Source organism: Pseudomonas sediminis, from assembly GCF_039555755.1.
GTDB classification, from domain to species: domain Bacteria; phylum Pseudomonadota; class Gammaproteobacteria; order Pseudomonadales; family Pseudomonadaceae; genus Aquipseudomonas; species Aquipseudomonas mendocina_D.
Map to the genome: position 1 here is coordinate 1,028,769 of NZ_CP154631.1, position 19,058 is coordinate 1,047,826.

Annotated in this window: 16 protein-coding genes and 1 riboswitch; of the genes, 6 read left to right on the forward strand and 10 right to left on the reverse strand. The window is 66.2% G+C overall.

All coding sequences use genetic code 11. From position 1 onward, the window contains the following. The 10 genes from AAEQ75_RS04920 to pcaQ form a co-directional block, all read right to left on the reverse strand. Positions 1 to 1,311: a 3-carboxy-cis,cis-muconate cycloisomerase gene (locus tag AAEQ75_RS04920; RefSeq protein WP_343352333.1), complete on the reverse strand. Its 1,311-nt coding sequence runs from the start codon at positions 1,309 to 1,311 to the stop codon at positions 1 to 3. Between the two features lie 209 nt (positions 1,312 to 1,520). Beyond that, positions 1,521 to 2,726 (reverse strand): 3-oxoadipyl-CoA thiolase, encoded by a 1,206-nt coding sequence (pcaF, locus tag AAEQ75_RS04925; RefSeq protein WP_343351036.1) that lies wholly within the window; start codon positions 2,724 to 2,726, stop codon positions 1,521 to 1,523. Beyond that, the gene (locus AAEQ75_RS04930; protein WP_099526313.1) at positions 2,723 to 3,505 is read right to left on the reverse strand and encodes a CoA-transferase subunit beta; all 783 of its coding nucleotides are present in this window, start codon (positions 3,503 to 3,505) and stop codon (positions 2,723 to 2,725) included. The genes pcaF and AAEQ75_RS04930 overlap by 4 nt, the downstream gene beginning before the upstream one ends. Beyond that, positions 3,505 to 4,356, reverse strand: a complete 852-nt coding sequence (locus AAEQ75_RS04935; protein WP_343351037.1) for a CoA transferase subunit A — start codon at positions 4,354 to 4,356, stop codon at positions 3,505 to 3,507. Before AAEQ75_RS04935 ends, AAEQ75_RS04930 begins: the two co-directional genes overlap by 1 nt. 131 nt (positions 4,357 to 4,487) lie before the next feature. After that, a complete protein-coding gene (locus tag AAEQ75_RS04940; RefSeq protein WP_099526311.1) occupies positions 4,488 to 5,333 on the reverse strand; it encodes an IclR family transcriptional regulator in 846 nt (281 codons plus the stop codon). A 238-nt stretch (positions 5,334 to 5,571) separates the two neighbouring features. Continuing rightward, positions 5,572 to 6,519 carry an AEC family transporter gene (locus AAEQ75_RS04945; RefSeq protein WP_343351038.1) on the reverse strand — a complete coding sequence of 316 codons (948 nt, stop codon included), beginning with the start codon at positions 6,517 to 6,519 and terminating at the stop codon, positions 5,572 to 5,574. Further along, positions 6,513 to 7,556 carry a cell division protein ZapE gene (gene zapE / locus AAEQ75_RS04950; RefSeq protein WP_343352334.1) on the reverse strand — a complete coding sequence of 348 codons (1,044 nt, stop codon included), beginning with the start codon at positions 7,554 to 7,556 and terminating at the stop codon, positions 6,513 to 6,515. Before zapE ends, AAEQ75_RS04945 begins: the two co-directional genes overlap by 7 nt. Positions 7,557 to 7,560: 4 nt before the next feature. Beyond that, positions 7,561 to 8,169: a protocatechuate 3,4-dioxygenase subunit alpha gene (pcaG, locus tag AAEQ75_RS04955; RefSeq protein WP_343351039.1), complete on the reverse strand. Its 609-nt coding sequence runs from the start codon at positions 8,167 to 8,169 to the stop codon at positions 7,561 to 7,563. Positions 8,170 to 8,181: 12 nt separating this feature from the next. Further along, positions 8,182 to 8,901: a protocatechuate 3,4-dioxygenase subunit beta gene (gene pcaH / locus AAEQ75_RS04960; RefSeq protein ID WP_343351040.1), complete on the reverse strand. Its 720-nt coding sequence runs from the start codon at positions 8,899 to 8,901 to the stop codon at positions 8,182 to 8,184. A gap of 116 nt (positions 8,902 to 9,017) precedes the next feature. After that, positions 9,018 to 9,950, reverse strand: coding sequence for a pca operon transcription factor PcaQ (pcaQ, locus tag AAEQ75_RS04965; RefSeq protein ID WP_343351041.1), 933 nt, complete (start codon positions 9,948 to 9,950; stop codon positions 9,018 to 9,020). 145 nt (positions 9,951 to 10,095) lie between these two features. Here pcaQ and AAEQ75_RS04970 point away from each other — a divergent pair, with 145 nt between their 5' ends. The 6 genes from AAEQ75_RS04970 to dxs all read left to right on the forward strand — a co-directional run bounded on the left by AAEQ75_RS04970 (position 10,096) and on the right by dxs (position 18,728). Continuing rightward, on the forward strand, positions 10,096 to 10,872 hold the full coding sequence (locus AAEQ75_RS04970; RefSeq protein WP_343351042.1) for a sulfite exporter TauE/SafE family protein: 777 nt from the start codon (positions 10,096 to 10,098) through the stop codon (positions 10,870 to 10,872). Positions 10,873 to 11,072: 200 nt separating this feature from the next. Then, complete coding sequence (locus tag AAEQ75_RS04975; protein ID WP_343351043.1) at positions 11,073 to 11,315, forward strand: exodeoxyribonuclease VII small subunit; 243 nt, start codon at positions 11,073 to 11,075, stop codon at positions 11,313 to 11,315. Then, positions 11,312 to 12,199 (forward strand): (2E,6E)-farnesyl diphosphate synthase, encoded by an 888-nt coding sequence (gene ispA / locus AAEQ75_RS04980; RefSeq protein WP_343351044.1) that lies wholly within the window; start codon positions 11,312 to 11,314, stop codon positions 12,197 to 12,199. Before AAEQ75_RS04975 ends, ispA begins: the two co-directional genes overlap by 4 nt. Positions 12,200 to 12,348: 149 nt before the next feature. Continuing rightward, positions 12,349 to 15,621, forward strand: coding sequence for an acetyl-CoA carboxylase family protein (locus tag AAEQ75_RS04985; protein ID WP_343351045.1), 3,273 nt, complete (start codon positions 12,349 to 12,351; stop codon positions 15,619 to 15,621). A 178-nt stretch (positions 15,622 to 15,799) separates the two neighbouring features. Beyond that, on the forward strand, positions 15,800 to 16,750 hold the full coding sequence (locus AAEQ75_RS04990) for an alpha/beta fold hydrolase (RefSeq protein ID WP_343351046.1): 951 nt from the start codon (positions 15,800 to 15,802) through the stop codon (positions 16,748 to 16,750). Positions 16,751 to 16,832: 82 nt separating this feature from the next. Next, positions 16,833 to 18,728, forward strand: a complete 1,896-nt coding sequence (gene dxs, locus AAEQ75_RS04995; protein ID WP_343351047.1) for a 1-deoxy-D-xylulose-5-phosphate synthase — start codon at positions 16,833 to 16,835, stop codon at positions 18,726 to 18,728. A 72-nt stretch (positions 18,729 to 18,800) separates the two neighbouring features. Beyond that, positions 18,801 to 19,006, forward strand: a riboswitch (cobalamin riboswitch). The last annotated feature ends 52 nt before the right edge of the window (positions 19,007 to 19,058 follow it).

Sequence of the window (19,058 nt, forward strand, 5' to 3'; positions counted from 1 at the left end):
CTAAGAGGAAAATTGCGTGTGTTCGGCAACGGCCCGTTCGACCCAGCGGCGAGCCTGGCCCAGGTAATGCGCTGCATCGAGCAGGCGATCCAGCTCGTCAGCAGAAAGTTGCGCGCTGACCTCGGCATTGGCAACAAGCACGGTGCGCAGGTGGGCGCCCTCACGCACCGCCTGCTTGCAGCACTGTTCGATCAGGTGATGGGCCGCGTCGCGGCCGATCTTCTGCGCCAGAGCGATGCTCACCGCCTCAGCCAGCACCAGGCCCTGGGTCAGCTCAAGATTGGCGCGCATGCGTGCGGCATCCACCTCCAGCCCCGGCACCACCAGCAGTGCCTGCTGCAGGGCGCCAGAGACCAGGCAGCACAGCTCCGGCAGGGTGTCCCACTCGGCATGCCACAGGCCCAGGCTGCGCTCGTGCTCCTGCGGCATGGCGGCGAACATGGTCGCCACCAGGCCCGGCGCGCGGGTGGCGGCGCCGATCAGCACGGCGGCGCTGACCGGGTTGCGCTTGTGCGGCATGGTCGACGAGCCACCTTTGCCCGGCGCCGACGGCTCGAAGACTTCGCCGGCTTCGGTCTGCATCAACAGGCTGAGGTCGCGGCCCAGCTTGCCCAGGCTGCCGGCGATCATCCCCAGCAGACTGGCGAATTCCACCAGACGATCACGCTGGGTGTGCCAGGGCTGCTCGGGCAGGGTCAGTTCCAACTCCTGCGCCAGCGCACCGCTGACCGCCCAACCGGCATCACCGAGCGCCGCCAGGCTGCCAGAGGCGCCGCCGAACTGAAGGCTCAACAGGCGCGGTTTGAGCTCGCTCAGGCGCTGGCGATGTCGGGTAACGGCACCAAGCACACCGGCCAGCTTCATGCCGAGGGTGACCGGTGTGGCCTGTTGCAGCCAGGTACGCCCGGCCAGCGGGGTATCGATATGGCGCTCGGCCTGCGCCGCCAGAGCATCGGCCAACTGCGCCAGATCGCTTTCCAGCAGGCCGATGGCGGCGCGCAGTTGCAGCACCAGGCCGCTGTCCATGGCGTCCTGGCTGGTAGCGCCAAGATGAACGTAGCGCTCGGCCTCGGGGTCAGTGGCGGCGATGCGCTTGCCCAGTGCCTTGACCAGCGGGATGGCGGAATTGCCAGCAGTGGCGATAGCCTGGGCCAGCGCCGGGTAATCGTAGAGTTCGGCCTTGCAGGCGGCCGCGATGGGCGCCACGGCCTCGGCGGGAATCAGCCCCACGCGCGCCTCGGCCCTTGCCAGGGCGGCCTCGAAATCGAGCATGCCCTGCACTCGCCCGGCGTCGCAGAAGATCGCGCGCATGGCCGGCGCGGTGAAATAGGCATCGAAAAGTTGGTTGCTCACGCGCGCAACGCTCCTGGGAAAAATGTACGGCTAGTGTGGCATCAACCGGCGGCGCCGCGCACGGCACCGTGGGAGGGGTGTAGGGTGGGCCGGGCGGCGATCCGTTTCAGCCCACCGCCGTCAATGGTGGGCTAAAGCCCACCCTACGCGCCCGAATTTGCTTCGGTTCACACCCGCTCGATGGCCAGCGCCAGTCCCTGGCCGACACCCACGCACATGGTCGCCAGACCAAGTTTGCCGCCGGTCTTCTCCAGGTGGTGAACGGCGGTCAGTACCAGGCGATTGCCGCTCATACCCAGCGGGTGGCCGAGGGCGATGGCGCCGCCGTTCGGGTTGACCTTGGCGCTGTCGTCCGGCAGACCGAGGTCGCGGGTGACGGCCAGGCCTTGAGCGGCGAAGGCCTCATTCAGCTCGATCACGTCGAACTGCTCGATGCTCAGGTTCAGCCGCGCTAGCAGCTTGCGCACCGCCGGCACCGGGCCGACGCCCATGATGCGTGGCGCCACGCCGCCGCTGGCCATGCCCAGCACCTTGGCGCGCGGCTTGAGGGCGTATTTCTTAACAGCTTCAGCCGAGGCCAGGATCATCGCCGAGGCGCCGTCATTGAGGCCCGAGGCGTTGCCGGCGGTGACGGTCTTGCCTTCGCCATTGACCGGCTTGAGCTTGGCCAGGCCTTCGGCGGTGGTGTCGGCACGCGGGTGCTCGTCACGGTCGACGACGATCTCGCCCTTCTTGGTCTTGATCACTACCGGGACGATTTCCTCGGCGTAGTAACCGCTCTCCTGAGCCGCCGCCGCACGCTGCTGGCTGCGCAGGCCGAAGGCATCCTGATCGGCGCGGCTGACGCCGTAGTCCTCGGCGACGTTGTCACCGGTGACCGGCATCGGGTCGACGCCGTATTGCTCTTTCATCAGGGGGTTGACGAAGCGCCAGCCCAGGGTGGTGTCTTCCAGCTTCTGGCCACGGCCAAAGGCGCTGTCGGCCTTGCCCATCACGTAGGGTGCGCGGGTCATGGACTCGACGCCAGCGGCGATGGCCAGCTCCATTTCGCCCGTGGCGATGGCGCGGAAGGCAGCGCCCACCGCCTCCATACCCGAGGCGCACAGGCGGTTGAGGGTCACGCCTGGCACCGTTTCCGGCAGACCGGCGAGCAGTAGCGCCATGCGGGCGACGTTGCGGTTGTCTTCGCCGGACTGGTTGGCGCAGCCCATGAACACTTCATCGACTGCAGACCAGTCGACCTGCGGGTTACGCTCCACCAACGCCTTGAGCGGAATCGCCGCCAGGTCGTCGGCGCGCACCGCCGACAGCGCGCCATTCAAGCGGCCAATCGGCGTGCGCACGGCGTCGCAGATGAATACGTCGCGGCTCATTCCTCACCTCCAGCCTGACCATGAGCGGCGGCGGTGCGCGCTTCCAGGTCACGCAGGGCGGCCAGTTCCTCAGCTTTCGGCGCCTCGGTGGTGGTCAGGTTGTCGGCGAAGCGAATCTGCCAGCCGGTGTTCTCGATCACCTGCTCGCGGGTCACGCCCGGGTGCAGCGAAGTGACGATGAATTCGTTGCTGCCGGCTTCCGGCTCCATGATGCACAGGTCGGTGATGATCGCCACCGGGCCGTCACCTGGCAGGCCCAGGCGCTTGCGATGATCGCCACCCTCGCCATGGCCAACCGAGGTGATGAAGGCCAGCTTGTCGACAAAGGTGCGATGGCCCTGCTTGAGGATGATCAGCACCTTCTTCGCCGAACCGGCGATTTCCGGCGCGCCACCGGCGCCCGGCAAGCGCACTTTCGGCGCGTGGTAATCGCCGATCACGGTGGTGTTGATGTTGCCGAACTTGTCGACCTGGGCGGCGCCGAGGAAGCCAACGTCGATGCGCCCGCCCTGCAGCCAGTAGCGGAAGATTTCGCCGGTCGGCACCACGGTGTCAGCGGTTTCGGCCAGCTCGCCGTCACCGATGGACAGCGGCAGCACGCTTGGCTTGGCGCCAATCGGGCCGGACTCATAAATCAGTACCACTTCCGGCGCATGGGTCAGGCGCGCCAGGTTGGCGGCCTTGGACGGCAGGCCGATGCCGACGAAGCAGACGCTGCCATTTCCGAGGCGGCGTGCGGCGGCCACGGTCATCATTTCATTGGTGTTGAACGCGCTCATCACTTGGCCTCCCCATTCACTTTCGCCTGGTACTGCGCAAAATCCTCGGTGCCATGGATGTACTCATCGATCCATGCGGTGAAGGTGTCGCGGTCACGGGCAATCGGGTCCCAGGCCTGGTAGAAGCGGTTGTCGCGCTCGTAGTAGCCATGGGCGTAGGACGGATGGGCACCGCCAGGTACCACGCAGACAGCGCTGATGGCCCAGGTCGGCAGCACGCAGGCGTTCATCGGCGCCTGCAGGTCGTCGACGATTTCCTCGACGGTGACGATGCAGCGCTTGGCGGCCAGGGCGGCTTCCTTCTGCACGCCGAGGATGCCCTGGATCAGCACGTTGCCCTTGCGGTCGGCCTTCTGCGCATGGATCACGGTGACGTCCGGGCGAACGCTGGGGATCGCGGCCAGCTTCTCGCCGCTGAACGGGCAATCGATGAACTTGATCTCCGGATTGACCTTGACCAGATCGGAACCCTGGTAGCCGCGCAGCACGGCGAACGGCAGGTTGGAAGCGCCGGCGACATAAGCGTTGGCCATGGCCGCGTGGCTGTGCTCGCTGATTTCCAGCTTGTGCGGCCAGTGCTTCTCCACCGCATCGCGCAGGCGGTGCAGCGAACCGACGCCAGGGTTGCCGCCCCACGAGAAGGTCAGCTTGCGCGCGCAACCGGCGCCGATCAGCAGGTCGTAGACCAGATCCGGGGTCATGCGCACCAGATGCAGGTCTTTCTTGCCCTGGCGGATGATCTCGTGGGCAGCGGCAGTGGGAATCAGGTGGGTGAAGCCTTCGAGGGCGACGCAATCGCCGTCCTGGACATGGCGCGAAATGGCGTCGCGCAGCGTGATGATGTCGGCCATCGTATTGTTCTCGTCAGGTTGCAGGCGCCACCGAAGCGAGCGCGGTGGATACCTGCCACATTAAAAACTGACCCTGACGAGAACAATCCGATAATCGCCATATCGGGCGATTATCGAACACCTTCGAACGTTTACACCGCGCGGAACAACTGCCCGCTCAACTCTCGGCTGGCCGACAGCATCAGCGGCAGGTAGCGCTTTTCCAGCTCGGCGGCCGGAACGCGAGCAGCGTGGGTGCTGATGTTCATCGCTGCCAGCACGTGGCCGGCGGAGTCGTACACCGGCACCGCCAGCGAACGCAGGCCTTGCTCCAACTCCTGGTCGACGATGCACCAGCCCTGGTGCCGCACGCGCTGCAGGCACTCCCATAGCGCGTCGGGGGTGTGCAGGGTACGGCTGGTCTTGGGCTGCATCTCGGCGTGGGCCAGGTAGTCCTGCAACTGATCGTCATCCAGCGCGGCGAGCAGGATGCGACCCATGGAGGTGCAGTAGGCCGGCAGGCGGCTGCCGACGCTCAGGTCCACCGAGATCAGCCGTTGCGGAATGGCCGAACGGGCGATGTAGAGCACCTGCTCGCCTTCCAGCGTGGCCAGGTTGCAGGCCTCGTGCAGTTGCTCGCTGAGGCGGTCGAGGAAGGGTTGCGCGGATACCGCCAGCGGCGTCGACGACAGGTAGGCGTGGCCCAGGGTGAGGACCTTGGGCAACAGCGAATAGGTGCGCCCGTCGGTGGTGACGTAGCCCAGCTTCATCAGGCTGTAGAGACAGCGGCGCACGGCAGCACGAGGAATCTCGGTGCGGTGGCTGATCTGCGCGATGGTCAGATGGCGTTTGCGCTCTTGGAAGGCGTTGATCACCGCCAGGCCACGGGCCAGGGAGGTCATGAAGTTGGGGTCGCCAGCGAACTCCTCGATACGCTTGGCCGGCGATACGTAGGGCGGCGGAGCAAGACTGGTAAGCGGCGGACGGGTTTCGCTCATGATGACTCCGAAACGGCGATGAACAGCACTTGGCGATTATCGAACCGTCGTGCGGTAATCGCAAACATGCTGAGCAAAACAGCAAACGACACTTCTGTAGCCCGGATGCAATCCGCGGCCATTGTCTCAGTCATTCCCGGATTTCATCCGGGCTACGAGGCTCAATGCCCTTGCTGCCGCCCAGCCCCGGCCGTTACGGTCAGGTACCCCTCAGGGTGCGGGCGGGGCTAGCCACTGCTTACGCGAGCAGCCCGCGGAACTCGATGAAGCCGATCAGCGCACTGATAGTGAAGAACGCCAGCACGGTCGCCCCGACCAGCGCCGCCGCACAACGCTCCTCGAGGCCGAAGCGCTGCCCCATGATCGGGTAGATGCTCAGCATCGGCGCGCTGGCGAACAGCACCCCGGCCACCAGCATGTGCGGCTCGATGCCCGGCATCAGCATCAGTGCGGTGAACACCGCCAGCGGGTGCAACAGCAGCTTGGCCAGGCTGATTTGCGCCACCTCGCGCCACACGCCATTGGCCTTCATGCCGTACAGGGTGCCGCCGATCACGAACAGCGCCACCGGCGCCGAGGCACTGGCCAGCATGTCGATGGGGCGACTCAGCAGGGTCGGCAGGTCGATCCCCAGCAACGAGACCGCCAGGCCCAGACTGATACCGACGATGATCGGGTGCTTCAGCAGGCGCTTGAGGGTTTCACCCAGCACCGCCCACTTCGACTGCGCCTGCTGCTGTCCGCTCTCGGCAAGCATCAGCGCCAGGGGGATCATCAGCAGGTTCTCCACCAGCATGCCCAGGGCCAGCGCCACGGCAGCCTGCTCGCCCAGCACCGTGAGCGCGATCGGGTAGCCGATGAAACCGCTGTTGGACACCGACACGCCCAGGGCCATGATCGCGCTGCGCGACACGCCCTGCCGGCGCAACCAGAAGGCCACGGCAAAACCGATGGCGAAGATCGCCAGCGAGCCCAGGGCATAGGCGCCCATGTACGGCACGTTGAGCACCTCACTCAGCGGCCGCTTGGCCAGGGCGTTGAACACCAGGGCGGGCAAGGCGAAGGTGATGACGAAGGTGCCCATGCCGCGCAGTTGTTCGCGGTTGACCAGACCACCACGTACCGACACGAAACCCAGACCGATCAGGATGAAAATCGGTGCGGTAATGCTGAGTACGGCTAACACGCGACGCAGTTCTCCACAGAGCTGGACAGTTGCTGTAAACGGCTGCGGGTGCGGCTGAAATCGCTGGCGCCGATATCGGCGCACACCTGCTCCAGGCTCGACTCGCTGGCGAGCAGCAGGACCACCCCACTGTCGTAGGCAACATCGATGAAGTTGATCACCCGCTGCTGCACATCCAGTGACAGCCGATGCAGCGGCGGAACGTTACTGACGGCGACGCAAGCGAGATGTTCGCACAACCACAGGTAATCCGCGGTCGATGACGGCACCTCGAACAGCGCAGAAAAATCCAGCCAGATCCCATGCCCGCTTCGCCCCCGCAGGGCGAACGAGCGGCGGTTCAGTTGCAGCTCGCCGCCCTCGCCCGCCACGATCTGCAAGGCGCGGCACAACAGGCTGTCGGCCCGCTCGGCAGGCGCCTGGATGAAGCGCCCCCAATCGTGGCGGGTGCGCTGGCGATAGTCTTCGCCGGCGTCCAGTTCAAGCACCTGACAATGGCGCTGCAGCAACGCGATGAACGGCCTGAAGCGTGCATGATAGAGCGGGTTCGGGCACAGCCCGGCCGGCGCGAAATTGGACGTGAACACCAACGCCACGCCTTCACGCAGCAGGCATTCGAGCAGACGCCCGAGGAGAATGGCGTCGCCGATGTCGTGCACATGGAATTCATCGAAGCACAGCAGACGCGCCTCCCCGGCCAGGTCAGTGGCGACCCGGGCCAGCGGCTCGGGCTGGCCGCTGTAAGCGTTCAGGCGCTGTTGCAGCTCCTGGAGAAAACCGTGCACATGTACCCGGCGCTTGTTCGCCAGGGGCGCGGCGGCGAACAGGCAATCCATGACGAAGCTCTTGCCGCGCCCGACACCGCCCCACAGGTAAATACCCGCAGCCGGACGCCGCCAGCGCCGCTTGGGCGCCAGCTGCGCGCCCAGCCAGTCGGCGAGTTGGGCGATGGCCCGCTGCTGGGCGGGGTCGGCGCGAAAGCCCCGGGCCGCCAGCTCGCGGTCGAAGTGACGGCGCACCGCCTCGGCGGGCGTCACCGGGTCAGAAGTCAAAGAACACTGTCTCGCCGTCCCCCTGGATACGGATATCGAAACGGTAGGCCGGCTTGCCCTCGACTTCGCAGCGTTTGGCGATCAGCGTCTCGCGGCGCTGCGGCTGCTCGATCAGGTTCAGCACCGGGTCCTTGGCGTTGGCCTCGGCCTCATCCTCGAAATACAGGCGAGTATTGAGGTGGATGTTGATGCCCCGAGCGAACAGCGCGACGTTGACGTGCGGCGCCATCGGCACGCCGGCGGCGTTTTTCACTACACCCGGTTTGACCGTGTAGGCGAACCATTCGCTGCCGGCATCGAAGGTGGTGGCGGTACGACCGAAACCGTTGAACGCTTTGGACTGGTCGTAATCCTCGTCGTAGTGGCCCTGGTGGTCGGCCTGCCAGAGTTCGAGGAAGGCGTCGCGCACCAGGTGGCCGTTGCCGTCATAGACGTGGCCAACCAGCACGATGTGCTCGCCGGGCGCGTCGGGCCCCGCCATCTGGTTCCAGATTTCCTGCGCGCGGGTCGGGTTGCCGGCGGCGGCCAGAGCCAGGCCGATGTGTACGTAGGGGCCAGCGGTCTGCGAAGGGGTTTCCGGCAGTAGTTCAACAGGCATGGTCATCCCTCCTTATTTATTCTCGAAATGGGTTTGGCGCTGGCCGCGCAGCACGATGTCGAAGCGATAGGCCAGGCAATCCATCGGATTGGCCGCACCCATGTCCAGCCTGGCGATCAGCGTCTGCACCGCGTCCGGGTTGGCGATGGATTTGACGATGGGGCACAGCGGGATCAGCGGATCGCCCTCGAAATACAGCTGGGTGATCAGCCGCGTGGCAATCGACGGGCCACTGATGGAGAAGTGAATGTGCGCCGGGCGCCAGTCGTTCGGTCCATTGCGCCACGGATAGGGGCCGGGCTTGATGGTGCGGAAGCTGTAGCGGCCTTCGCTGTCGGTCAGCGCGCGGCCAACACCGCCGAAGTTGGGGTCGAGCGGTGCCAGGTAGCGGTCGTTCTTGTGCCGGTAGCGGCCACCGGCGTTGGCTTGCCACATTTCCACCAGGGTATGCGGGATCGGCTTGCCGTACTGATCCATCACCCGCCCGGAAACGATGATGCGCTCGCCGATGGGCAGGCCGCCATTGTTGAAGTTGAGCAGCAGATCGTTGTCATGCTCGGCGAACTTCAGGTGCGAGAAATCCGGGCCGCTGGTTTCGGAAACCGACTGCGGGATGCTCACCAGCGCCTGGCGCGGCGAACGGGCGATGGAGGTCTTGTAATCGGGCGTCAGGGCTTTGGGGTGCCAGTTGCGGTCACGAATGACGAAACGGCGATTGTCCTCGGCAGGCATGGTGCGCTCCTGTTGTGAGTATTGTGGAGTCGACCTGGGATCAGGCTGAAGCACAGTTTCCGCCAAAGCAGACGCGGAGAATATTGAAAAGACGCCGCCAATCCATAACCAAATGGTTATGAAAAAAGCCCTTCGCGGTAGGCTTCGGCCACCTCACGCAGCGCCGCGCAGAACTGCTCGGCGGCCAGCGGCAGGGCCAGCGCGCTGTTGCGGCAGATGCCCACCGAGCCGCCCGGTTCCTGCACACCCAGCTGCAGCTCGACCAGCTCGCCGCGCTGCACGTCCAGGCACACCGCGTCCTGCGGCGCCACCCACAGCGCATCGCCGGACAGCACGTAGCGCCGACTCAGCGCCGGCGACAGGGTCTCCAGGCGCTGCCGCGAGGGCGTCACCCCGCACTGTACGAACAGGCTGTCGGCGTGCTTGCGGATGGTGGTACCGGCCGTCGGCAGCACCAGCGGGTAATCGCCAAGGTGTCCCAGCGCGGCGGCGCCGGCGGCCAGCAGCGGGTGACCGGGGCGCACCACCAGGCTCATCGATTCGCTGTACAGGTGCTCGAAGGTCAGGCCCTGGATGTCCGGGCTGTCGGTCATGCGACCGACCACCAGGTCCAGCTCGCCGACGCGCAACTGACCGAGCAGGTAGGCGCCCGGCCCGGTAGCAACACTGACCACCAGCGCCGAGTGACGCTGATGCAGGCGCCGCACCACCTCGGGAATCAGCAGGCTCTCTACGGTAGACAGCACGCCGACGCGCACCTGGCCGGCCTCGTGCTCACCTTCGCGAAGACTGTTCACCCCATCGCGCAGCGCCTGCACGCACGGGCCGGCGTAACGCATGAAGGCGACACCGGCAGCGGTCAGACTCACCCCGCTCTTGCCCCGCTCGAACAGACTGGCCTCGAGGATTTCCTCCAGCTCCTTGAGCGTCTTGGAAATCGCTGGCTGGCTGACCGCCAGGGCATCGGCCGCCTTGGCGAAACTGCGCTGGCGGGCGATCTCGAGAAAGCACAGCAGGTGACGGAATTTGATACGGGTGTCGATGTTCATCGCGGGTACCGAATACAGGTGCTGCGATGATGCCGCAAAGCATAGGCCTGGCACAGACGACAATTGGCAGGTTCGTCACTTTAGTCGCACTTGGCTGACCGAAGGGTCAGCTCTATGCTGCACCTTTTTTGTGCGAGTCTGCCCGATGTCCCTGTTCGATATACTGCTGCTGGCCCTCGCCGGTTTCGCCGCTGGGGGCATGAACGCCCTGGCTGGCGGCGGCACCTTCTTTTCCTTCCCCGCCCTGCTCGCCGCCGGCCTGCCACCGGTAACGGCCAATGCCACCAACGCCGTGGCCCTGTGGCCGGCCAGCCTGGCTGGTGCCTGGGCAGCGCGCGCCTCATTGCGCCCGCTGGGGCGTTATCTGCTTCCATTGCTGTTGGCCGGTCTGGCCGGCGGCCTGCTCGGCGGCCTGTTGCTGCTGGCCGGAGGCGACGATGTGTTCCGCGTGTTGATCCCGTGGCTGTTGTTGGCCGCTACTGCACTGTTTGCTGCCAGCCCATGGCTGGGACGCTGGCTGGCCGAGCGGCGCAAGAACAAGGCATCCGCACACCCACCGCATACGCCACTGTCGCTGGGCGCGCATATCAGCGTGTCGATCTATGGCGGCTACTTCGGCGCCGGCATGGGCATTCTGCAGCTCGCCGCGTTTTCCATCGAAGGCCACCCGCTGGCACGCGCCAACGCGCTGAAGAACCTGATCTCGGCGGTGATCTACAGCATCGCCACACTGACCTTCGTCATCGCCGGCCGGGTCAGCTGGTATGAGCTTGCCATCCTGCTTACCGGCGCTACGATCGGCGGTTATGCTGGCGGCGCACTGGGCGAGAAACTACCGCCGGCACTGTTGCGTGGCTTCGTCATTCTGGTCGGCAGCACGATGACGCTGTACTACTTCTGGAGCACCTACTTCTCGGCGTAATAAAGCGGCCTTTTTGTAGGAGCGGCTTTAGCCGCGATTGGCGGTGGGTGCCTGGACAGCATCGCGGATAAAACGGAATGCCGCCCAGCCGCTCCTACAAAATCAGCATGCAGCGCTGATCGATCAGCCCGCTGATTTGCCCGAGTGGCGCGGCTCTGCTAGTGTCGCGCCCGTTTCTACGCTTCCCGAGAACCCGCACCATGGCCCGCAAGAAAGCCGCTCCCGACTTCGAACACTCCCTCGCCGAGTTGCAGACGCTGGTCGAGCGCCTGGAGAGCGGCGAGCTGTCGCTGGAAGACTCCCTGACTGCCTTCGAGCAGGGCATCGGCCTGACCCGCGAATGCCAGGCCGCCCTGGCCCAGGCCGAGCAGAAAGTGCAGATTCTGCTGGAGCGCGACGGTGAGTTGCAGGCAGCGCCCTTCGACACGGAAGAATCCGCATGATTGCGGCGTACCAGAAGCGCTGCCAGACCCGCGTCGATACCGCCCTGGAACAGCTGTTCCAAGCACCGCGCAAAGAACTCGAACGGCTCTACCAAGCCATGCGCTACAGCGTCATGAATGGCGGCAAGCGCGTCCGCCCGCTGCTGGTCTACGCCGCCTGCGAAACCCTCGAAGGCGATCTCGAACGTGCCGACGGTGCGGCCTGCGCGGTAGAACTGATCCATGCCTATTCGCTGGTGCATGACGACCTGCCGGCGATGGACGACGACGACCTGCGCCGTGGCCAGCCGACCACGCACAAGGCCTTCGACGAAGCCAGTGCAATCCTTGCCGGCGACGCTCTGCAAAGCCTGGCCTTCGGCGTACTCGCCGACCGCCGACGCAACCCGCAGGATGCCGAGACGCGCCTGCAGATGATCGAACTGTTGAGCCAGGCTGCAGGCCCGGCCGGCATGGTCGGCGGTCAGGCCATCGACCTTGGCTCGGTCGGCCTGCAACTCGACCAGCAGGCGCTGGAAGTGATGCACCGACACAAGACCGGCGCGCTGATCGAAGCCAGCGTGGCGCTCGGCGCCCTGGCCAGTGGCAGCACCGACGAACTGGCACTCAAGGCCCTGCTGCAATACGCCCGCGCCATCGGCCTGGCCTTTCAGGTGCAGGACGACATCCTCGACGTGGAGAGCGATACCGCCACCCTGGGCAAGACCCAGGGCAAGGACGAAGCCCACGACAAGCCCACCTACCCCGCCCTGCTCGGCCTCGACGCCGCGAAGGACTACGCCCTGGAACTGCGCGACCAGGCCCTGCACGTGCTGCGCCCGTTCGGCAACAGCGCCGAACCGCTGCGCGAGCTGGCACGTTACATCGTCGAGCGGCGCAGCTAGGCTGCTCTTGTGGGAGCGGCTTCAGCCGCGATGGCCGCTCCACTCCATCATTGTCATCTATAACTGCATGATCGCCACATAAGGCTTGCTTTACGCCGGCCACCAGCCACCTAAGATGGCTCCATAACGACAAGACGTCCGGAGCCGCCATGCCCTTCCCCGCCCTGCTGATCGCCAACCGTGGCGAGATCGCCATTCGCATTGCCCAGGCCTGCGCCGACCTCGGCATCCGCAGCGTCGCGGTATTTGCCGAGGACGACAGCGCCTGCCTGCACACACGCAAGGCCGACCTGGCCGTGGCGCTGGTCGGTCGCGGTGTCGCGGCCTACCTGGACGTAGATCAGCTCATTGCCATCGCCCGTGAACAGGGCTGCACGGCCATCCACCCCGGCTACGGCTTTCTCGCCGAGAACGCCGAGTTCGCCCGTCGTTGCCAAGCCGCCGGTCTGACTTTCGTCGGCCCCACATCAGAGATACTGCAACTGTTCGGCGACAAGGCCGCCGCCCGTGATCTCGCCGAGCGCTGCAACGTACCGCTGGTACCCGGCATCAACCAGACGGTGACGCTTGAGCAGGCATACGCCTTTCTCGCCAAGCACGGCAGCGTGATGCTCAAGGCCCTGGCTGGCGGCGGTGGTCGCGGCATGCGCGCGGTGGATGATCAGGCGCAACTGGCCGAGGCCTTCACCCGCTGCGCCTCCGAGGCCCAGGGCGCCTTCGGCAGTGGCGCGTTGTACGTGGAGAAGCGCGTGCGCCGCGCCCGGCATATCGAAGTGCAGGTGCTCGGTGACGGCAGCGGCACAGTCAGCCACCTGTGGGAGCGCGACTGCAGCCTGCAACGCCGCCACCAGAAGCTGGTGGAGATCGCGCCCAGCCCTGATCTGGATGTGGCCACCCGTGACGCGATCATCGCCAGCGCCCTGCGCCTGGCGGCCGAGGTGCAGTATCGCGGCATCGGCACCTTCGAGTTTCTGCTCGACCTCGACCAGCCGGGGCGCTTCTACTTCATGGAGGCCAACCCGCGTGTGCAGGTGGAGCACACCGTTACCGAGCAAGTAACTGGCATCGACCTGCTGCACACACAACTGCACCTGGCCGCCGGCAAAAGCCTGGCCGAGCTGAATCTGCTCACACCACCTGCGACCAAGGGCTATGCCGTGCAGGTGCGCCTGAATCTGGAAACCCTGCTCGCCGATGGCAGCGCGCGCCCGGCCAGTGGCGTGCTCGGCGCCTATCAACCGCCCTCCGGCCCGGGCCTGCGTGTGGATGGCTGCGGCTATGCCGGCTACATCGTCAGCCCGGCCTACGACTCGTTGATCGCCAAGCTGATCGCCAGCGCCAGCGACTACCCCAGCGCCCTGCGCCGCGCCTACCGAGGGCTGTGCGAGTTCCGCCTCGACGGCGTGGCGAGCAACCTGCACCTGCTGCAGAACCTGCTGCACTGCGAGGCGGTGATCGCCAACCAGGTCGATACCACCTACGTCGAGCGGCATCTGAGCGAGTTGCTGGCCCCTCGCGAGCAGGCCCATCCACATCGCTACTTCGCCACCGATACTTCGCTGCACAGCGCCAAGGCCACAGTCGATGCTCCGCCCGGCACGCTGGCCCTGAGCGCCCCCAGCGCTGGCGTGCTGGTCAGCCTGGAGATCGCCGATGGCGACGCCGTGGCCGCCGGCCAGCGCATCGCCGTGCTGGAAGCGATGAAAATGGAATTCGAGGTCAAGGCCGAGCACAGCGGCATCGTCCGTGCGCTGGCCGTGGCCCCCGGTGACGCCATCGGTGAGGGCCAGGCGCTGGCGTTCCTGCAGCCGGCCGAGGTGGATGGCATCGACGCCCACGGCGAACAGGCAGTCGACCTGGCGCATATCCGTGCCGATCTGGCCGAAGTGCTCGAGCGCCATGCGCGCCTGACCGATGCGCGTCGCCCCGAGGCCGTGGCGAAAAGGCGCAAGACCGGCCAGCGCACCGTGCGCGAGAACCTCGCCGACTTGCTCGATGCAGACAGCTTTATCGAATACGGCGCCATGGCCCTGGCTGCCCAGCGCCGCCGACGTTCGCCCGAGGAGCTGCTGGAGCTGAGCCCGGCCGATGGCCTGATTGCCGGCATCGGTACGGTGAACGCCGCGCGCTTCGGCAGCGAGGCTGCGCGCTGCATGGCCATCGCCTACGACTACACGGTATTCGCTGGCACCCAGGGCGTGATGAACCACAAGAAGACTGACCGCATGCTGGCCCTGGCCGAGCAATGGCGCCTGCCGGTGGTGCTGTTCGCCGAAGGCGGCGGCGGCCGACCGGGGGATACCGACTTCGTCGGCGTGGCCGGGCTCGACTGCCACACCTTCGTCGCCATGGCCAAACTCTCCGGCCTGGTGCCGACAGTGGGTGTGGTCTCCGGCCGCTGCTTCGCCGGCAACGCCGCGCTGCTCGGCTGCTGCGATGTGATCATCGCCACCCGCAACGCCAGCATCGGTATGGCTGGCCCGGCGATGATCGAAGGCGGCGGACTGGGCAGCTTCACCCCCGAGCAGGTCGGCCCGACCAGCGTGCAGGGCCCCAACGGGGTGATCGACGTGCTGGTGGTGGACGAAGCCGCCGCGGTCGCCGTGGCCAAGCAGTACCTGGGCTATTTCCAGGGCCCGCTCAGCGACTGGCAGTGCAGCGATCCCCGCGAACTGCGCCAGGTGATCCCGGAAAACCGCCTGCGCGTGTACGACATCCGCAAGGTCATCGAACTGCTGGCCGACGACGGCAGCGTGCTGGAACTGCGCCGCCAGTTCGCCCCCGGCCTGATCACCGCGCTGATTCGCATCGAGGGCAAGCCGTTCGGGCTGATCGCCAACAACCCCGCACACCTGGGCGGCGCCATCGATGCCGTGGCCGGCGACAAGGCCGCGCGCTTCCTGCAACTGTGCGAGGCGCATGACCTGCCCATCGTCTCGCTGTGCGACACCCCCGGTTTCATGGTTGGCCCGGAGGCGGAGAAACAAGCCACGGTGCGCCACGTCTCGCGCCTGTTCGTCACCTCCGCCAGCCTCACGGTGCCCTTCTTCACCCTGGTGCTGCGCAAGGGCTACGGCCTCGGCGCCCAGGCCATGGCCGCCGGCAGCTTCCATTCGCCGCTGTTCACCGCCGCCTGGCCCAGTGGCGAATTCGGCGCCATGGGTCTGGAGGGTGCGGTGCGCCTGGGCTTTGCCAAAGAGCTGGCGGCCCAGCCGGACGAGGCCGCGCGCCAGGCGCTGTTCGACAAGCTGGTGGCCAAGGCCTACGACAACGGCAAGGCGCTGAACATGGCCAGCTATCTGGAGATCGACGCCGTGATCGACCCAGCCGACAGCCGCGCCTGGCTGCTGCGCGGCCTCAATGCGGCGCCGCGCCCGCCCCGGCGCGATGGCAAGAAACGTCCCTTCGTCGACACCTGGTAAGGAATTGGCTATGTCCGCGTTAGCTGTTGCCAAGCAGTTCCGGGAAGGTTCGGAGCCTTGTAGGGTGGGCTTTAGCCCACGCTGACCGTCGGTGGTGGGCTGAAGCGGAGCGCCGCCCGGCCCACCCTACGGCCCTTTCCCCCCAACACTTAACTCAGACATAGCCAAGGAATTATCCATGCACATCGACCATCGCCTGCTCGCCGTTAACGGCATCGAACTGAGCCTGTACAGCGCCGGCCCGGAGCATGGCAAGCCGGTGTGGCTGCTGCATGGCTTTCCCGAATGCTGGTACGCCTGGCATCCGCAGATCGAGGCGCTGGCCGCCGCCGGCTACCGGGTGTTCGCCCCGGAGATGCGCGGCTATGGCGCCAGCAGCGCGCCGGTCGATCCGGCGGCCTATGACCTGCTCACCCTGTGCGGCGATATCCAGGCGGCGATGGACAAGCTCGGCCAGCGCGAGGTGGCGGTGGTCGGCCACGACTGGGGCGCACCAGTGGCCTGGCACCTGGCGCTACTGGAGCCGCAGCGAGTCAAGGCGCTCGGCGCGTTGTCAGTGCCCTTCGGCGGCAGGCCGAAACGCCCGGCCATCGAGATGATGCGCGAGGCCTACGCCGGGCGTTTCCATTACATCCTGTATTTCCAGCAGCCGGGTGTGGCCGAGGCCGAACTGGACGAGGACATCGGCCGCAGCCTGCGCCTGCTGCTCGGCGGCCTCGGCGATGCCCTGCTGGCAACGGACAAACCAGCCAATGCGCGACTGTTCGACGGCATGCCGGATGACCTGCCGCTGCCGCCCTGGTGCAACGAGGCGATGTTCGCCCACTACCTGCGCACCTTCGAGCGCCACGGCTTTCGCGGCGCGCTGAACTGGTACCGCAACTTCGAGCGCAACTGGCAGCGCACCGAGCGTCTGGCCGGGCTTCAGGTGGAGCAGCCGACGCTGTTCCTGCTCGGCGAGAACGACCCGGTCGGGCGCTTCGAGGCGCCGACGCTGAAACGCATGGGCGACAAGGTGCCGCACCTGGAACGCCATGATCTGCCCGGCGCCGGCCACTGGCTGCAGGCCGAATGCGGTGAACGGATCAGCGTACTGCTGCTGGACTTCCTCACACGAAACTACCAGTAACGGCGATATGGACAGCAGATTGGGCTGTTTTCCCGGCATCAGGTAAACTGCCGCATCTTTTACACCTATAACGATTCGCCTGATGCCGACCACTTTCCACGAGATCCCCCGCGAGCGCCCGTTGACGCCGCTGCTCGACAGCGCCAACACGCCCGACGAACTGCGCCGCCTGGCCGAAGCGGACCTGGAAACCCTCGCCGACGAACTGCGCCAGTACCTGCTCTACAGCGTTGGCCAGAGCGGCGGGCACTTCGGTGCCGGCCTCGGCGTGATCGAGCTGACCATCGCCCTGCACTACGTCTTCGACACCCCCGATGACCGTCTGGTGTGGGATGTCGGCCATCAGGCCTACCCGCACAAGATCCTTACCGGTCGTCGCGAACGCATGGGTACGCTGCGCCAGAAGGACGGCCTGGCCGCCTTCCCGCGGCGCAGCGAGAGCGAGTACGACACCTTCGGCGTCGGCCACTCCAGCACCAGCATCAGCGCGGCGCTGGGTATGGCCATCGCAGCCCGCCTGAAAGGCGAGAAGCGCAAGAGCGTGGCGGTGATCGGTGACGGTGCCCTGACCGCCGGCATGGCCTTCGAGGCGCTCAACCACGCCACCGACGTCAACGCCAACATGCTGGTGATCCTCAACGACAACGACATGTCGATCTCCAAGAATGTCGGCGGCCTGTCCAACTACCTGGCCAAGATCATCTCCAGCCGCACCTACGCCAGCATGCGTGAGGGCAGCAAGAAGATCCTCTCGCGCCTGCCCGGCGCCTGGGAAATCGCGCGCAAGGTCGAGGAACACGCCAAGGGCATGCTGGTGCCCGGCACCCTGTTCGAAGAATTGGGCTGGAACTACGTCGGCCCGATCGACGGCCACGACCTGCCCACCCTGGTGACCACACTACGCAACATGCGCGACCTCGACGGCCCGCAGTTCCTGCATGTGGTGACCAAGAAGGGCAAGGGCTTCGCCCCGGCCGAGCTTGATCCCATCGGCTACCACGCCATCACCAAGCTGGAACCGGTGACTCCGGTCGCCGCGCCCAAGAAACCCAGCGGCCCGAAATACTCCAACGTGTTCGGCCAGTGGCTGTGCGACATGGCCGCAGCCGACAACCGCCTGGTTGGCATTACCCCGGCGATGAAGGAAGGCTCGGATCTGGTGGCCTTCAGCGAGCGCTTCCCCGAGCGCTACTTCGACGTCGCCATTGCCGAGCAGCACGCCGTCACCCTCGCCGCCGGCATGGCCTGCGAAGGTGCCAAGCCGGTGGTGGCGATCTACTCCACCTTCCTCCAGCGCGCCTATGACCAACTGATTCACGACGTGGCCGTGCAGCATCTCGACGTGCTGTTCGCCATCGACCGCGCCGGCCTGGTCGGCGAGGACGGCCCGACCCACGCCGGCAGCTTCGACCTGTCCTACCTGCGCTGCATCCCCGGCATGCTGGTGATGACGCCAAGCAACGAGAACGAGATGCGCCGCATGCTCAGCACCGGCCACCTGTTCGACGGCCCGGCGGCGGTGCGCTACCCGCGCGGCACCGGACCCAATGCAGCGCTGGATGCTGGTCTGGAGCCGCTGGAAATTGGCAAGGCGGTGGTACGCCGCCAGGGCAAGGGCGTCGCCCTGCTGGCCTTCGGCGTGCAACTGGCCGAAGCCCTGCGCGTCGGTGAAACCCTGGATGCCACGGTGGTCGACATGCGCTTCGTCAAACCCCTGGACGAAGCCCTGCTGCGCGAACTGGCAGGCAGCCACGCGCTGCTGGTGACCATCGAAGAAAACAGCATCATGGGCGGCGCCGGTAGTGCGGTCAGCGAATTCTTCGCCGCCGAGAACATCCAGCTGCCGATGCTGCACCTGGGCCTGCCCGACTACTACGTCGAGCACGCCAAGCCCAGCCAGATGCTCGCCGAGTGCGGTCTCGACGAAGCCGGCATCGAACGCGCGGTGCGTCAACGCCTGAGCCTGCTGCAGGCCTGAGCATGAAGCCCGCTCATCGCTGAATGAGCGGCGCTTGCTTGTGATTCATATGCGTGCGCACTAAGGTGCGCGCCATTCATGTTCCGCCAGGGTGCGCTGCGCAAGCAGTGTTAAACGGGAAGTCGGTGCGCTCATCACGAGCAATGCCGACGCTGCCCCCGCAACGGTAATCGACTGCACCCGCTGAGCGTGCGCCACGTCCAACAGCCGCTGGGCCCTGCCTGAGAAGGCGGACATGGGTCGAGAGCCCGGAGACCGGCCAAGGCGGTGCGACCGGTGTTGCGGAGGGCAGCACGGTCAAGCGCCGTCCTGCGCTTGCGCCTGCCCTCC

Coding starts and splice junctions, on each gene's coding strand:
- AAEQ75_RS04920 (WP_343352333.1), bottom strand. CDS start 1,311: ATGCGCGCGATCTTCTGCGACGCCGGGCGAGTGCAGGGCATGCTCGAT.
- pcaF (WP_343351036.1), bottom strand. CDS start 2,726: ATGAGCCGCGACGTATTCATCTGCGACGCCGTGCGCACGCCGATTGGC.
- AAEQ75_RS04930 (WP_099526313.1), bottom strand. CDS start 3,505: ATGAGCGCGTTCAACACCAATGAAATGATGACCGTGGCCGCCGCACGC.
- AAEQ75_RS04935 (WP_343351037.1), bottom strand. CDS start 4,356: ATGGCCGACATCATCACGCTGCGCGACGCCATTTCGCGCCATGTCCAG.
- AAEQ75_RS04940 (WP_099526311.1), bottom strand. CDS start 5,333: ATGAGCGAAACCCGTCCGCCGCTTACCAGTCTTGCTCCGCCGCCCTAC.
- pcaG (WP_343351039.1), bottom strand. CDS start 8,169: ATGCCTGTTGAACTACTGCCGGAAACCCCTTCGCAGACCGCTGGCCCC.
- pcaH (WP_343351040.1), bottom strand. CDS start 8,901: ATGCCTGCCGAGGACAATCGCCGTTTCGTCATTCGTGACCGCAACTGG.
- pcaQ (WP_343351041.1), bottom strand. CDS start 9,950: ATGAACATCGACACCCGTATCAAATTCCGTCACCTGCTGTGCTTTCTC.
- AAEQ75_RS04970 (WP_343351042.1), top strand. CDS start 10,096: ATGTCCCTGTTCGATATACTGCTGCTGGCCCTCGCCGGTTTCGCCGCT.
- AAEQ75_RS04975 (WP_343351043.1), top strand. CDS start 11,073: ATGGCCCGCAAGAAAGCCGCTCCCGACTTCGAACACTCCCTCGCCGAG.
- ispA (WP_343351044.1), top strand. CDS start 11,312: ATGATTGCGGCGTACCAGAAGCGCTGCCAGACCCGCGTCGATACCGCC.
- AAEQ75_RS04985 (WP_343351045.1), top strand. CDS start 12,349: ATGCCCTTCCCCGCCCTGCTGATCGCCAACCGTGGCGAGATCGCCATT.
- AAEQ75_RS04990 (WP_343351046.1), top strand. CDS start 15,800: ATGCACATCGACCATCGCCTGCTCGCCGTTAACGGCATCGAACTGAGC.
- dxs (WP_343351047.1), top strand. CDS start 16,833: ATGCCGACCACTTTCCACGAGATCCCCCGCGAGCGCCCGTTGACGCCG.